This window comes from Pseudonocardia sp., assembly GCF_050246655.1.
Taxonomy (GTDB): Bacteria; Actinomycetota; Actinomycetes; order Mycobacteriales; family Pseudonocardiaceae; genus Pseudonocardia.
The window spans coordinates 1-14,897 of record NZ_JBFWVQ010000082.1; the positions used below are offsets into that span (position 1 = coordinate 1).

The 14,897-nt window shown below is 72.3% G+C and carries 11 protein-coding genes; 6 read left to right on the forward strand and 5 right to left on the reverse strand.

Annotation, left to right across the window (positions count from 1 at the left end; genetic code table 11):
* The 5 genes from fdhF to AB7J25_RS21950 all read left to right on the forward strand — a co-directional run.
* Window positions 1-2,190 (forward strand): formate dehydrogenase subunit alpha (gene fdhF / locus AB7J25_RS21930; protein WP_428511590.1); only part of this gene is annotated, 2,190 nt, incomplete at its 5' end.
* Window positions 2,187-3,938: an NAD(P)H-dependent oxidoreductase subunit E gene (locus AB7J25_RS21935; protein ID WP_428511592.1), complete on the forward strand. Its 1,752-nt coding sequence runs from the start codon at window positions 2,187-2,189 to the stop codon at window positions 3,936-3,938. The genes fdhF and AB7J25_RS21935, both read left to right, overlap by 4 nt.
* Before the next feature lie 73 nt (window positions 3,939-4,011).
* On the forward strand, window positions 4,012-5,262 hold the full coding sequence (locus AB7J25_RS21940) for a molybdopterin molybdotransferase MoeA (RefSeq protein WP_428511594.1): 1,251 nt from the start codon (window positions 4,012-4,014) through the stop codon (window positions 5,260-5,262).
* Window positions 5,263-5,291: 29 nt separating this feature from the next.
* The gene (locus tag AB7J25_RS21945; RefSeq protein WP_428511596.1) at window positions 5,292-7,238 is read left to right on the forward strand and encodes a molybdopterin biosynthesis protein; all 1,947 of its coding nucleotides are present in this window, start codon (window positions 5,292-5,294) and stop codon (window positions 7,236-7,238) included.
* 208 nt (window positions 7,239-7,446) lie between these two features.
* Complete coding sequence (locus tag AB7J25_RS21950) at window positions 7,447-7,599, forward strand: hypothetical protein (RefSeq protein ID WP_428511598.1); 153 nt, start codon at window positions 7,447-7,449, stop codon at window positions 7,597-7,599.
* Between the two features lie 274 nt (window positions 7,600-7,873).
* Here AB7J25_RS21950 and AB7J25_RS21955 read toward each other — a convergent pair whose 3' ends face one another.
* Genes AB7J25_RS21955 through AB7J25_RS21970 form a run of 4 tightly spaced genes read right to left on the reverse strand, consistent with a single transcriptional unit; the run spans window position 7,874 to window position 11,310 of the window.
* Window positions 7,874-9,118, reverse strand: coding sequence for an NAD(P)/FAD-dependent oxidoreductase (locus AB7J25_RS21955; protein WP_428511600.1), 1,245 nt, complete (start codon window positions 9,116-9,118; stop codon window positions 7,874-7,876).
* Complete coding sequence (tal, locus tag AB7J25_RS21960; protein ID WP_428511602.1) at window positions 9,115-10,248, reverse strand: transaldolase; 1,134 nt, start codon at window positions 10,246-10,248, stop codon at window positions 9,115-9,117. Before tal ends, AB7J25_RS21955 begins: the two co-directional genes overlap by 4 nt.
* On the reverse strand, window positions 10,241-10,876 hold the full coding sequence (folE, locus tag AB7J25_RS21965) for a GTP cyclohydrolase I (protein WP_428511604.1): 636 nt from the start codon (window positions 10,874-10,876) through the stop codon (window positions 10,241-10,243). The genes tal and folE overlap by 8 nt, the downstream gene beginning before the upstream one ends.
* Window positions 10,873-11,310: a hypothetical protein gene (locus tag AB7J25_RS21970; RefSeq protein ID WP_428511606.1), complete on the reverse strand. Its 438-nt coding sequence runs from the start codon at window positions 11,308-11,310 to the stop codon at window positions 10,873-10,875. Before AB7J25_RS21970 ends, folE begins: the two co-directional genes overlap by 4 nt.
* Before the next feature lie 92 nt (window positions 11,311-11,402).
* On the opposite strand from AB7J25_RS21970, the gene AB7J25_RS21975 reads away from it, so the two are divergent.
* Window positions 11,403-12,098, forward strand: a complete 696-nt coding sequence (locus tag AB7J25_RS21975; protein ID WP_428511607.1) for a helix-turn-helix transcriptional regulator — start codon at window positions 11,403-11,405, stop codon at window positions 12,096-12,098.
* A 30-nt stretch (window positions 12,099-12,128) separates the two neighbouring features.
* On the opposite strand, the gene aceE is transcribed toward AB7J25_RS21975, so the two are convergent.
* The gene (gene aceE / locus AB7J25_RS21980; protein ID WP_428511609.1) at window positions 12,129-14,885 is read right to left on the reverse strand and encodes a pyruvate dehydrogenase (acetyl-transferring), homodimeric type; all 2,757 of its coding nucleotides are present in this window, start codon (window positions 14,883-14,885) and stop codon (window positions 12,129-12,131) included.
* Between the last annotated feature and the right edge of the window lie 12 nt (window positions 14,886-14,897).

Here is a 14,897-nt window from a genome sequence, read left to right on the forward strand (position 1 = left end):
CAGCCGGGCTCGCAGAGCAGGCTGTGCGTCAAGGGTCGCTACGGCTGGGACTACTCGGCCTCCCCGCAGCGGCTCACCGTGCCGCTCATCCGGATCGCCTCGTCCTACCCGAAGGGCCCGCTGTCGGCCGACGTGCGCGGCGACGGCCGTGGCGGCACCTACAACGACCGCACCGACAACGACCGGGGCCGGGGCGGGGACGGCGGCAACCGCAGCGGCGGCGGCCGCAAGGACGGCCGCCCGGGCAAGGACAGGGGCCGCAAGCCCGGCGGCCTCGTCGACTACGACGAGGTGATGCCGCACTTCCGCGAGGCCACCTGGGACGAGGCCCTCGACCTGATCGCGCGCAGGCTCACCGAGATCCACGCGGCCGGCGGACCGGATGCGATCGCCGGGTTCGGTTCGGCGAAGTGCTCCAACGAGGAAGCGTACCTCTTCCAGAAGCTCATCCGGACCGGGTTCGGCACCAACAACGTCGACCACTGCACGCGGCTGTGCCACGCATCGTCGGTCGCCGCGCTGTTCGAGGGCGTCGGCTCGGGCGCCGTGTCCACGACCTACGGCGACGTCGCCAACGCCGACGTCGTGATCATCACCGGCTCCAACCCGACCGCCAACCACCCGGTGGCCAGCTCGTTCTTCAAGCAGGCCCGCCGACGGGGCGCGAAGATCATCTACGTGGACCCGCGCGCGTCGACGGTCGCCGAGCACGCCGACATCTTCGTGCAGCTCAAGCCCGGCACCGACGTGGCCTTCTACAACTCGCTCATGTACGAGATCATCCGGCTCGGGCTGATCGACGCCGAGTTCGTGGCGAACCGCACGTCGAACTACGACGAGCTGGCGCGGACGGTGGCCGACTATCCACCCGAACGAGCCGCGCAGATCACCGATGTCGACGCCGACACGATCCGGGAGGTCGCGCGTACCTGGGGCGAGGCCGGCGCGGCCGTCGTCTACTGGGGGATGGGGATCTCCCAGCACACCACCGGTACCGACAACGCCCGCTGCCTCATCGCGCTGTGCTCGATCACCGGCAACGTCGGGCGACCGGGGACGGGCCTGCACCCGCTGCGCGGGCAGAACAACGTACAGGGCGCCTCGGACGCGGGCCTGATCCCGATGTTCTACCCCGACTACCAGGGGGTCGACCGCGACGCCGTGCAGCACCGCTTCGAGGAGGCGTGGGGCACCCCGCTGAACCCGAACCGGGGTCTCACCGTCACCGAGATCATCAAGTCGGTGCTGGAGCCCGAGGGCGTGCGCGGGATGTACATGCTCGGGGAGAACCCGTTCCTGTCCGACCCCAACATCAACAAGGTGCGCAGGGCGCTGTCGGCGCTGGACTTCCTGGTGGTGCAGGACATCTTCCTGACCGAGACCGCCGAGTTCGCCGACGTGATCCTGCCGGCCACCTCCTACCTGGAGAAGGACGGCACGTACACCAACACCGACCGGCGCGTGCAGCTCGGCCGCAAGGTGCTGGACCCGCCGGGGCAGGCCCGTGCCGACTGGGAGATCGTCCAGGACATCGCGCGGCGCATCGGGCTCGACTGGAACTACGGCGCACCCAACGACGTCTTCGACGAGATGGTCCCGCTGATGCCGAGCTACACCAACCTCTCCTACGCCAATCTCGGGCCGTCCGGGAAGCTCTATCCCAACGCCGACCCGGAGCATTCCGACGGCACGATCGTCATGTTCGACGAGAAGTTCAACACCGACGACGGGCTGGCCCACCTCGTCCCAGCGCAATGGCTCCCGCCCAGGGAGCTGCCCGACGCCGAGTACCCGTTGGTGCTCAACACCGGCCGGCTGCTCGAGCACTGGCACACCGGATCGATGACGCGCCGGTCGTTCGCGCTCGACACGATCGCCCCGGTCGCCGAGGTCTACATGCACCCGAAGGACGCCGCCGATCGCGGGCTGTCCCACGGGGAGATGGTGCGGGCCCGCTCACGGCGTGGGGCCATCGAGCTGCTCGTGCGCGTCAGCCACCGCGAGCAGCTGGGCAACTGCTTCATCCCGTTCCACTTCCGGGAGGCGGCCGCGAACCTGTTGACGATCGACGAGATCGACCCGTTCGGGAAGATCCCCGAGTTCAAGTTCTGCGCGGTCCAGGTGGAGCCGCTCGGCATGTCGTACTCGGGAACCGCCGGAGTCGACAAGACGCAGGGAGACCGCGCATGACCGAGGTGACCGACCACGCCGCCGAGGTCCGGTCGCGGCGGGTCCCGGGGGTCGAGGCGCGGGCCGGGAAGTTTCCCGGTCCCTCGCTGATCCCGGCGCTCAACGCGATCCAGGCCAGGGTCGGCTGGCTGCCCCGCGAGGAGCTGGAGGAGCTGGCACGCGACGCCCGGCGGCCACGCTACGAGATCGAGGGCCTGATCTCGTTCTACCCGCACTTCCGCACCTCGCCGCCGGCGAAGGTCGCGCTGCACGTCTGCCACGACCTCGCCTGCTTCCTGCGGGACGGGGACGCCCGGCTGGCGGAGCTGAAGGAGCGCTACGGCGACGACACCGACGTCGAACTGGTCGAGGTGTCGTGCCTGGGCCGCTGCGACATCGCACCGGCCGCGGCGGTGAACGAGCGTCCCGTCCAGATGAACGAGGTGGACGCGGTCGTCGAGGACGCCCGCGTGGACAGCGCCGGCCGGGCCACCGCGCAGACTCGCGACGAGCCGTGGCCCAACGACCCGTATCCCGCCGGCTCCGGCGTCGGCGAGCGCTACGCGACCCTGCGAGCGCTGCTCGACGGTGCACTCGACGCCGACGACATCGTCGCCACCCTGAAGGAGTCCGGCCTCCGCGGCATGGGCGGTGCCGGCTTCCCCACCGGCCAGAAGTGGGAGCTCGTCCGCCGCATGGCGGGCACCACGTACGCCGTCTGCAACGCCGACGAGTCCGAGCCCGGCACCTTCAAGGACCGCCAGATCCTGGCCACCCAGCCGCACCTCGTGCTGGAAGGGCTGCTCCTGGGCATGGCGGTGGTCGGCGCCGAGGAGGGCTGGGTCTTCATCCGGCACGAGTACGGCCCCGAGGAAGAGGTGCTGCGCACCGAGATCGAGGCACTCCGCGCGGCCGGGGTCGTCGGACCCGATGCGTGCGGCAGCGGCCGCCGGCTCGACGTCGACGTGTTCGTCTCCCCCGGCGGGTACATCCTCGGCGAGGAGACCGCGCTGCTGGAGTGCATGGAAGGCCACCGCGGCGAGCCCCGCAACAAGCCCCCGTTCCCCGGCAACTACGGCCTGCACGGCCGCCCCACCCTGATGAACTCGGTCGAGACGTTCGCCGACGTGCCGGTGATCGTGCAGCGTGGCGCGCAGTGGTGGGCCGATCAGGGCGTCGATGAGTCGGTCGGGTGGAAGTTCTTCGCCGTCTCCGGGCACGTCGAGCGGCCCGACGTGTACTGCGTCCCGATGGGTACGACGGTCCGCGAGCTGATCGACCTGGCCGGTGGGGTGACCGGCGGCGCCGCCGTCGGGGCCGTGCAGCCGGGCGGGGCGTCGTCGAACTTCATCGGGCCCGACCAGCTCGACATGCGGCTCGACTTCGGCGCGGCCGCCGAGGCCGGCACCATGCTCGGCTCCGGGGCCGTGGTCGTGCTGGCCCGGGGCACCGACCTGCTCGCGGCCTCGACGAACGTCCTCCGGTTCTTCCGCAACGAGTCCTGCGGCAAGTGCGTGCCGTGCCGGGTCGGCTCCACGAAGGCGCACGAGTTGCTACGCGGGGTCGTCGAGTCCGGCGCCACGCGGCTGGACGACGCGCAGCGCGGGCAGATCCTGCGGCTGGAGGAGGCCATGCGCAAGACCTCGATCTGCGGTCTCGGGCAGGTGGCGCTGGGACCGGTCGTCAGCGTGCTCGGCCTGGACAAGGGCGGTGCGGCGGCGCGCGACCAGCCCAGACCGGACGGGGCGTCGGAACAGCCGGAGCGGTGAGCGAGCCTCGGCGAGCGAACCATCGACACCGCGCGTCCGCGAAGCGGGCGACCGAGCGCAGCGAGGGAGCTCGATGAGCGACCTGACGATCCGGCCCGGACGGGAGTTCTTCACCGCCCGGACCGTCTCCGACGCGCTCGCCGGGTTCCGGCCCACGCGGCGGACGACGATCGAGTCCGTCCCGCTGGCCGCCGCGCTGCACCGGGTACCGGCCGCCGACGTCCTCGCTCCCGAGGCGCTGCCGGGCTTCCCACGCTCGACCGTCGACGGGTACGCGGTGCGTGCCGCCGACACCTACGGTGCCTCCGAGGGCCTGCCGACCTACCTCGACCTCGCCGGGGCCGTCCGGATGGGCGCGGCCCCGACCGTCACGGTGCCGCCCGGCGGATGCGTGGCCGTCCCGACCGGCGCCGTGCTCCCGGAAGGGGCCGACGCCGTCGTCATGGTCGAGTACACCGCCGCGACGATGCCGGGCTCGATCGAGGTCACCCGGCCCGTGGCGCCCGGCGCCGGGCTCGTCCGGGCCGACGAGGACGTCGCCTCCGGTGCCACGCTGATCACCGCCGGGCGGCCGCTGCGGTCCGCCGAGCTCGGGCTGCTCGCCGCCGCCGGGGTCGGCGCGGTGGACGTGCACGCCCGCCCGCGCGTGGCGATCATCTCCACCGGTGACGAGGTCGTGCCTTCGGCCACGCCGGTGCTAGCCGCCGGGCAGGTGCGCGACGCCACCGCTTCGGCACTCGCCGGGCTCGTCACGGAGGCCGGCGGTGAACCGGTCGTCGTCGGCATCGTCCCCGACGACCGCGTCGCCCTCGAGAGGGTCCTGCGCGACGCGTTGGGCAGCGCTTCGATCGGGGCCGACCTCGTCGTGGTCTCGGCCGGGTCGTCGGTCGGCGCGCGCGACGAGACCGCCGGGGCAGTGGCCGCACTCGGCACGATCTGGTGTCACGGCCTCGCACTCAAACCCGGGAAACCGACGCTCCTCGCCGAGTGCGGCGGTGTGCCGCTCATCGGCCTGCCCGGCAACCCGCTCTCAGCGCTCGTCGTCTTCCGCCTGGTCGGTGCCCCGCTGGTGTGGCGGCTGGGCGGCTGCGCCGCGCCACCACCGGAGCCGACGACGCGGGCCCGCCTGTCGCGCGACCTGGCATCGGCGGCGGGCCGGGTCGACATCGTCCAGGTGCGCGTCCGCGGCGAGGTGGCGGAACCGCTCTTCGGACCGTCGGCGCTGCTCTCGGTGCTCACCCGCGCCGACGGCTACGTCGTGGTCCCCGAACCGGCGACCGGTCTGGACGCCGACAGCGAGGTCGAGGTCGTCCTGTACCGCTGACCCGCGCGACCGGGGATACCGTCCGACCCATGAGACCGGCCAGCCCGTTCATCTCCGACGTCCCGGCGGCGCAGGCCGTCGCCGCCTGGCAGCACGCCTGCGCCGCGGACGGGTGCCCGGAGCGGGTGGGCACTGTCCGGGTCCCGGTCGGCGAGGCGGTCGGCCGCGTCACGGCCGAACCGGTCTGGGCGCGGCGGTCCTCACCGGCGTTCGACTCCGCGGCCATGGACGGCATCGCCGTGCTGGCCGCATCGACGACGCGGGCCACCGAGACCACCCCGCTCCTCCTGGCGGTCGGCGAGTTCGAGGTGGTCGACACCGGCGACCCGCTCCCCTCCGGCTACGACGCCGTCGTGATGCGCGAGCACGTGCACCGGACGGCGGACGGACTCGCCGAGCTCCGCGCTGCCGTCCCGCCCTACCAGCACGTCCGCTCGATCGGCGAGGACATCAGCGCGACCGAGCTGCTCCTTCCCGAGGGACACCGGCTGCGGCCGGTCGACGCGGCCGCCTGCGCGGCGGCCGGCGCCGTCGAGCTGGTGGTGCGTCGCAGGCCGCTGGTGATGATCGTCCCGACCGGCGACGAGATCCGCCCGATCGGCACCGAACCCGCTCCGGGCGAGATCCTCGACACGAACTCGTTGATGCTCGCCGCGCAGGCCCGCGAAATCGGGTGCGAGGCACAGGTGACCGACATCGTCGCCGACGATCCCGACCTGATCACCGCCGCGCTGCGCGAGGCCGCTGTGGCGGCCGACCTGGTGATCCTCGTCGCCGGTTCGAGTGCCGGACGCGACGACTACACCGCCCGGGTCGTCGCGGCGGCCGGCACGCTGGCCGTGCACGGCGTCGCCGTACGGCCGGGTCACCCCGTCGTGCTCGGCACCGTGGCGCCCGCCACGGGCGCGCAGGCCACACCGGTGCTCGGCGCGCCCGGCTATCCGGTGTCCGCGGCCCTGACCTTCGACATCTTCGCCGCTCCGATGCTCGCCGCCCTGGAGGGCGTTGCGCCACTGGAACGCCCGTCGACGTCCGCGCGGCTGGCCCGCAAGCTCGCCTCGACGATCGGCGCCGACGACTGGGTGCGGGTCCGGCTCGGCCGCGTCGGCGGCGGCCCAGGTAACGGCATAGTCGCCACGCCACTCCCCCGCGGAGCGGGCGTGCTCACCTCGCTCGTCCGGGCCGACGGTCTGCTCGTGGTTCCGGCAGGTCTCGAAGGCCACCATGCCGGCGAGGAGGTCCGCGTCGAGCTGCTCCGCGGACTCGGGGAGATCGGACGCACGATCGTCGCGATCGGCTCCCACGATCTCGTGCTCGACGTCGCGGCGTCCGCGCTGCGGGCAGCGGATCCGCTCGTCACGCTCGCGTCGTCGAACGTCGGGTCGCTCGGCGGCCTGGTCGCCCTGCGTGACGGGCTGTGTCACCTCGCCGGCTCGCACCTGCTCGATCCGGCCACCGGCGAGTACACGCTGCCGTACGTGGACCGCCTCCTCGCCGGAGCGGACATCGCCGTCATCCGGCTCGTCCATCGTGACCAGGGCCTGCTCGTCGCGCCCGGGAACCCGGCCGGGATCACCGGTATCGACGACCTGGTCCGTCCCGAGGTGCGGTACGTGAACCGCCAGCGCGGCGCCGGCACCCGCGTGCTCCTCGACCACGAGCTGTCCCGGCGCGGGCTCGATCCGGCGCAGGTCTCCGGGTACACCCGTGAGGAGCACACCCACCTCGCGGTGGCCGCGGCCGTCGCGGCCGGGCGAGCCGACGCCGGGATGGGCATCCTGGCCGCTGCTCGCGCCTTCGGCCTCGACTTCGTCCCCGTCGCGCGCGAGCCGTACGACCTCGTGCTCCGATCCGAGCTCGTCGACGACGAACTGCTCGCCCCGCTGTGGGCCCTTCTCGCGCGTGCCGACTTCCGGGCAGGCGTCGAGATGCTCGGGGGCTACTCGTGTCAGGAGACCGGACGCAGAGTTCGCTAGCCGGTGGCAACGCGGTTGGCCGGCCCACGGCAAGGGGCAGCACGTCGCGACTGAATGGACCGGTCAGGCGGGCACGGTCGCACATACGTGCCAGCGGTGGCACACACCCGTCGGTGTCTGCACACACCGCAGACCGTGTGTGCGAGCGCCACGGGATATGTGCGGGCGGACGCGAACCCGGGCCTCCACCGACGAGGCCACCTCGGCGATGACACGCTGCGCGCAGGTCGCGCCGTCATGGGAACGACCAGCCGTCAGGCAGCGCCTCGCCACGTTCGCCGCCGAACACCCCGACCTCGACCTCGCACCGCTGCACATCGCGTTCGACCGGCCCGAGGACGGCCCGCCGGACGCCTGGTAGTCGTCGGCGTAGAGCGCGACGAGGAGGTTGCGGGCGACGATCTTGTCTCAGGTCGGCTCGCTGTCGGGGTGGGTGCGGATCAGGTCGCCGTGCCTCACCCGACACCACAGGCGCGGCGAGGGCCTTGCGCGTGCGGAGGATCGGCTCGAGGCGTCGGGGGGCGTAGCGCAGCCCGGCCGGATCGAGCGTTCATGAGCGTCGCGTCCGGGTCGTGGTAGCTCCGCAAGCGCGCTCTGCGGGCGGACGCCTCTTCCTGAGAGGAGTTCGGTTCAGTTCAGGGTCGGACGAGCTCGGTCAGCGAGACGTCGGGGTTGCTGAGTCTGGCGGCGTCGACCCGCTCGCCGGAAACGATCAGTTCTCGGATCGGCTTGGTCACGTCCCACACGTTGACGTTCATCCCGGCCACGACGTGCCCGTGGTGCAGCCAGAACGCGATGAACTCCCGGGCGTCCAGGTCGCCGCGGATCACGACCTGGTCGTCGCCGTCGGGATCGGTGTAGCCGGTGTACTCCATGCCGAGGTCGTACTGGTCGGTGAAGAAGTAGGGCAGGCGGTCGTAGGTGGCGTTCTGCCCGAGCATGGTCTTGGCCGCGACGAGCGGTTGGTGCAGGGCGTTGGCCCAGTGTTCGACGCGCAGCCGACGGCCCAGCAGCGGGTGGTAGGCGTTGGCGACGTCACCGGCGGCGAGGATGTCGGCGTCGGAGGTTCGTAGGTGGCTGTCGACGAGGATGCCGTTGTCGACGCCCAGCCCGCAGGACCTGGCCAGCTCGATGTTCGGTTCGACGCCGATCCCGACGACGACCACGTCGGCGTCGAGTTCGCTGCCGTCGGCGAGCAGTACCGTGCCGACGGCCGATCGGTCGGCAGCGGCGGGCCGGATGCCCGACACCGTCACCCCGCACCGCAGATCCACCCCGTTGTCGGTGTGCAGGTCGGCGAAGACCCTCGCCACCTCTGGTCCCAGGACACGCAGCAGCGGCAGCTCGGCGCGCTCGAGCACGGTGACCTCGGCTCCGGCGGTTGCGGCGGCGGCCGCGGTCTCCAGGCCGATCCAGCCGGCGCCGATGATCACCACTCGGGTTCCCGGCCCGAACGCGGCCTTGAGGTGGTCGCTGTCGTCGAGGCTGCGCAGGTAGTGCACTCGTGCGAGGTCCGCGCCGGGTACCGGTAGCCGGCGCGGGGTGGCCCCGGTGGTGAGCAGCAGCTTGTCGTAGCGCAGCCGGCCGCCGTCGCCGGTGACGAGCTCGTGGCCGCGGCGGTCGAGCTCGGTGACGGGGTTGTCGAGCAGGAGCTCGATGCGGTGCTCGGCGTACCACGGCGCCAGATGGACATAGATCGACTCGCGGTCGGCGCCGCCCTGGAGGTAGCCCTTGGACAGCGGTGGCCGTTCGTAGGGCCGATGGGGTTCGGCGCCGAGCAGGACGACGCGTCCGTCGAAGCCCTCGGCCCGCAGCGCTTCGGCGGCCTTGGCGCCGGCCAGGCCGGCGCCGACGATGGCGAACGTGCGTGAGTCACTCATCGGGGCGTGTCCTCTCCGCCGCCGCGTCGCGCGGCGGCGAGCCGGTGCTGGACGGTTTCTGCGAGCGTGGCCCAGGACGCCTGGAAGGTGGCCAGGCCGTCGCGCTCGAGCGTGCGCATGGCGTCGTCGTAGTCGATGCCGAGGTCCGCGAGCGCGGTCATCACCCGGGCTGCGTCGTCGTAGCCGGGTCGGATCGTGTCGCCGCGGACGGTGCCGTGATCGGCCACGGCGCGCAGGGTCGCTTCGGGCATGGTGCTCACCACGCCGCTGGCGACCAGTTCGAGGACGTAGCGGGTGTCGGCGTAGGCCGGGTCCTTCACGCCCGTCGAGGCCCACAGGGGCCGCTGCGGCCGGGCGCCGGCCCGGGCGAGCGCATGCCAGCGGTCGGAGTCGAGCACCTCTTCGTAGGTCTGAAACGCCAGCCGGGCGTTGGCGATCGCGGCGGTGCCGCGGATCGCCTTGGCCTCGACGGAACCGAGAGCGTCCAGGCGTCGATCGATCTCGGTGTCCACACGGCTGACGAACAACGACGCGACCGATGCCAGCCCGGTGAGGTCGCGGCCTGCGGCGCGGGCCGCCTCGATGCCGTCGAGAAAGGCGTCCAGCACCTGGGCGTAGCGACGCTGTGAGAAGATCAGCGTCACGTTGATGCTGATGCCCTCGGCCAGGCACCGCGTGATGGCAGGCAGGCCGCCGGTCGTCGCGGGGATCTTGACGAACAGGTTGGGGCGGTCGACCATCCACCACAGCCGGCGGGCCTCGACGACCGTCTTCTCGGTGTCGTGGGCCAGCCGCGGGTCGACCTCGATCGACACCCGCCCGTCCACGCCCAGGGCCGCGTCGTAGGTCGGGCGCAGCAGGTCGCAGGCCCAGGCGACGTCCTGGACCGTGAGCGCGCGGACGGCCTTCTCGACGTCGACACGACGGGCCCCCAGGTCGCGGATCTGCCAGTCGTAGTGGTCGCTGCCGCTGATCGCCTTCTGGAAGATGGTCGGGTTGGTGGTGACGCCGACGACGTGGGATCCGCGGATCAGGTGGGCCAGGCTGCCGGTGGCCAGCCGGCCGCGGCTGAGGTCGTCGAGCCAGATCGCGACCCCGGCGCGGGTCAGGTCGCCGAGCGGGTCAGCCATGACGGCCTCCGGACGTCGCCGGGCTGGAGGTGGTGAGGGCGAGGAACTCCGCGCGGGAGCGGGGGTCCTCGCGCAGCGTCCCCAGCAGGCTCGACGTGGTGGTGTGCGCGCCGCCGGCCCGCACACCTCGCACCGTCATGCACAGGTGTTCGGCCTCGATCACCACACCGACGCCGCGCGGCTGCAGGTGGGCGTGCAGCCAGTCAGCGACCTGCTTGGTGAGCCGTTCCTGGACCTGGGGGCGGCGGGCGAACAGCTCGACCACCCGGGCGAGCTTGGACAGCCCGAGGATCCGCCGCCCCGGCAGGTACCCGACGTGGGCGACGCCGAGGAACGGGAGCATGTGGTGCTCACAGACCGACTGCACCGGGATGGCGCGGGCGAGCACCAGCTCGTCATAGTACTCGTCATTGGGAAACGTGGTCAGGTCGAACGAGCGCGGGGTGAGCATCTCGGCGTAGGCCCGGGCCATCCGCCGCGGCGTGTCGGCCGTGGCACCGGAGCTGGCCAGGCCGAGCGCCGCCAGGAACTCGGCGGCGGCACGTTCCGCGCCGGCAAGGTCGACCCCCTCCAGCGGGGGAACGACACGCAGGGGCGTGGCCTTCGCGATCGCGGCGGGCGAGGTCATGACGCCCGCGTCCGGTGGACGGGGAGGCTGATCGCGGGAGCGAGCCGCGCAAGCGCGAGTGCGCCCACGAGCAGCCCGAAGTCGCGCAGCGCCACGTCGTAGAACCCGCCGAGCAGCAGCAGGTTGACGATGATGCCGGCCAGCCAGGCGGCGACGACGAGGCCACCGATGCGGGGCGCCACCGCGACGAGCACGCCGGCGAGGATCTCCACGACCCCGACGGCGAGCATCGCCTGGTGCGCGGTGCCGGGGATGAGGGCGTCGATCTGCGGGGCCAGGTACTGCTCCCAGTCGGTGAGCAGCCCGACGAACTTGTCCAGGCCGAACAGGATCGGCGCGACCGTGAACACGGTGCGCAGCAGCAGGAATGCCTGGCGGCCTGCCGGGGAGCTGGTCCCGGCCGACGGGGCGGGCGTGCTCTGGTAGGTGGTCATCGTGTCTCCAACCTCTAAAGGACTGTACGGTTGACGTTAGAGCGGAAAATCTCTTACGTCAATACTGATGTCCTTTAGAAGGTGGTGGGCCGGTGGACGACCTGGTCGCGCAGGTCAGCGGCGTCAGCGCGCTGGCCGAGCCGGCGCGGCGGGCGCTGTACCTCTACGTCGTCGCCCAGCCCGAACCGGTGAGCCGGGACAAGGCCGCCGCCGGCGTCGACCTGCCCCGGCACGCCGCGAAGTTCCACCTGGACAAGCTGGTCGCCGAAGGGTTGCTCGACACCGAGTTCCGGCGGCTGTCCGGTCGCCGCGGGCCGGGGGCGGGCCGCCCGACGAAGCTCTACCGGCGCTCGGACCGGCAGGTCGCGGTCACGCTGCCCCCCCGCCGTTACGACCTGGCCGGGCAGATCCTGGCCGGCGCGGTTGATGAGGCGGCCCGCACCGGTGGTCCCGTTCTCGAGGCGGTGCAGCGCGCGGCCGCCGCCGCCGGGCATCGGCTCGGCGCCCCGCAAGGTCCGTCCGGCGCGCCCCGCGCCGCGGCCACGCTCGACTCCCTCTGCGCGGCGCTCGCCGCGCACGGGTACGAACCACGCGCCGAGGGCGCCGAGGTCGTGCTCGCGAACTGCCCGTTCCACGCGCTGGCGCGCGAGCACACGGCGCTCGTGTGCGGGATGAACCTGCACCTGATCACCGCGATGCTCGACGAGCTCGGACACCCCGGCGTGCAGGCCAGACTCGACCCGGCACCGGATCGCTGCTGCGTGCGGCTGACCGCCGACCCGGCGTAGATCGCCGTCTCGCCTCCCCGCGCAGGCCCGTCATCCAGGCGACCGGTCGTCGTCGCCGGTCGTCGAGGTGGCGGGCCCGTGCCCGTCGCGCCGGTAGGCCCTGATCGCGTGGCCCAGCACCGAGCGGTCCCGATCCCCGCGCTCGACCAGCTGCGCCAGCGCGCGGAGCACGATCGCGGGCGCGTCGACGCCGAAATGTCGGCGCAGCGCGGGGCGGGTGTCGGAGCGGCCGAACCCGTCGGTGCCCAGGCTGGACCACGTGTCGGGCACGAACGGTGCGATCTGGTCGGGTACCGCCCGCATCCAGTCCGACACCGCCACCACCGGGCCGGGGCGTTCACGCAGGCGGCGGGTGACGTAGGGGATCCGTGGGGGCAGGCGGGGATTGCGGTGGTTCCAGTCCTGCGCGGCGAGGGCGTCGCGGCGCAGCTGGGTCCAGGAGGTCACCGACCAGACGTCGGCGCGCACCCGCCAGTCCTGGTGCAGCAGCCGCTGCGCCGTCAACGCCGCCGGCACGGCGATGCCGGAGGCGAGGATCTGGACGGTCGGCCCGTCCCCGTCGGGCGCGGCGCTGTAGCGGTGCATCCCGGCGAGGATGCCGGCGGTGTCGACGCCGTCGGGCTGCGGTGGCTGGGGGATCGGCTCGTTGTAGAGGGTGAGGTAGTAGAAGACGTTCGGGTCCTCGCCCGGCCGTGGCTCCCCGTACATCCGGCGCAGCCCGTCGCGCACGATGAAGCCCAGCTCGAAGGCGTAGGCCGGGTCATAGGCCAGGCACGCCGGGTTGGTCGAGGCCAGCAGCAGCGAGTGCCCGTCCTGGTGCTGCAGGCCCTCCCCGTTGAGCGTGGTGCGCCCGGCGGTGGCGCCGAGCAGGAACCCGCGGGTCAGCTGGTCCGCGGCTGCCCACAACCCGTCGCCGGTGCGCTGGAAGCCGAACATCGAGTAGCAGATGTAGATCGGGATCATCGGTTGGCCGTGGGTTGCGTACGAGGTGCCGGCCGCGGTCCAGGAGGCGACCGACCCGGCCTCGGTGATGCCCTCGTGCAGCAGGACACCCGCGGTGTCCTCCTGGTAGCTCAGCAGCTGGTCGCGGTCCACCGACAGGTACCGCTGCCCGTGCGGGGAGTAGATCTTCTTGGACGGGAACAGGGCGTCCAGCCCGAAGGTGCGGGCCTCGTCTGGGATGATCGGCACGAACCGGTGCCCGATCTCCGGGTCCTTCATCAGGTCCTTGAGCAGCCGGACGAACGCGGTCGTGGTAGCCACGTCCTGCCGGCCCGATCCCCGGCGTGCCACGGCGTATACCGGGTCGCCCGGTAGCACCAGCGGCGTACTGCCGACGGTGCGGGCGGGCAGGTACCCGCCCAGGGCCTGGCGACGTTCGTGCAGGTAGGCCAGCTCGTCGGAGCCGCGGCGCAGCCGGTGGTACGGCGGCAGCGTCTCGTCCAGCGCGGCGTCGGGGATGTCGAGGAAGAGCCGATCGCGCAGGCCGCGCAGGTCCTCGCGGGTCAGCTTCTTCATCTGATGGGTGGCGTTGCGGCCCTCGAAGTGCGCGCCCAACGTCCACCCCTTGATGGTCTTGGCCAGGATCACCGTCGGCGCGCCGGTGTGTTCGGTCGCCGCCCGGTAGGCCGCGTAGAGCTTGCGGTAGTCGTGCCCGCCGCGCTTGAGGCCCCAGATCTGCGCATCGGACAGACCCTCGACCATCGCCGCGGTGCGCGGGTCGCGGCCGAAGAAGTGCTCCCGGACGAACGCGCCGGACTCGGCCTTGAAGCTCTGGTAGTCCCCGTCGACGGTGGCATTCATCAGCTCGACCAGGGCGCCGTCGGTGTCGGCGGCGAGTAGTGGGTCCCACTCCCGGCCCCAGATCACCTTGATCACGTTCCAGCCGGCGCCGCGGAACACGCCCTCCAGCTCCTGAATGATCTTTCCGTTGCCGCGGACCGGACCGTCGAGGCGTTGCAGGTTGCAGTTGACGACGAACGTGAGGTTGTCCAGCCCCTCGCGGGCGGCGACGCCGATCGCACCGAGGGCTTCCGGCTCGTCCATCTCGCCGTCGCCCAGGAACGCCCACACCCGCTGCCCGCTGGTGTCGGCGATGCCGCGGGCGTGCAGGTAGCGGTTGAACCGTGCCTGGTAGATGGCGTTGAGCCCGCCCAGGCCCATGGACACGGTGGGGAACTCCCAGAAGTCGGGCATCAGCCGCGGGTGCGGGTAGGACGGCAGTCCGCCGCCGGCGTGGGAGAGCTCCTGGCGGAACCCGTCGAGCCGGTGCTCGGACAGCCGGCCCTCCAGGAACGCGCGGGCGTAGACGCCCGGGCAGGCGTGGCCCTGGAAGTAGACCTGGTCGGCGCCGCCCACCGCGTCGTGGCCGCGGAAGAAGTGGTTGAACCCCACCTCGTAGAGCGACGCTGCCGACGCGTAGGTGGAGATGTGCCCGCCCACCCCGATCCCGGGCCGCTGTGCCCGGTGCACCATCATCGCGGCGTTCCACCGGATGTAGGCCCGGATCCGCCGTTCGATCCGCTCGTCGCCGGGGAACGCCGGCTCGGACTTCGGTGGGATTGTGTTGACGTAGTCGGTGTTGCGCAGGCCCGGGACGCCGACGTGCCGCTCTCGGGCCCGTTGCAGCACGCTGAGCATGAGATGGCGCGCGCGGTTGCGCCCGGCGTGGTCGACCACACCGTCCAGTGACTCCCGCCATTCCTGTGTCTCCGCAGGGTCGACGTCAGGACGCTGGCGAGGCCACCGTCCTCCGATCGCCGCCGGCCGTTCGGGTGCCGCAGTCATGGTCCCTCTCCT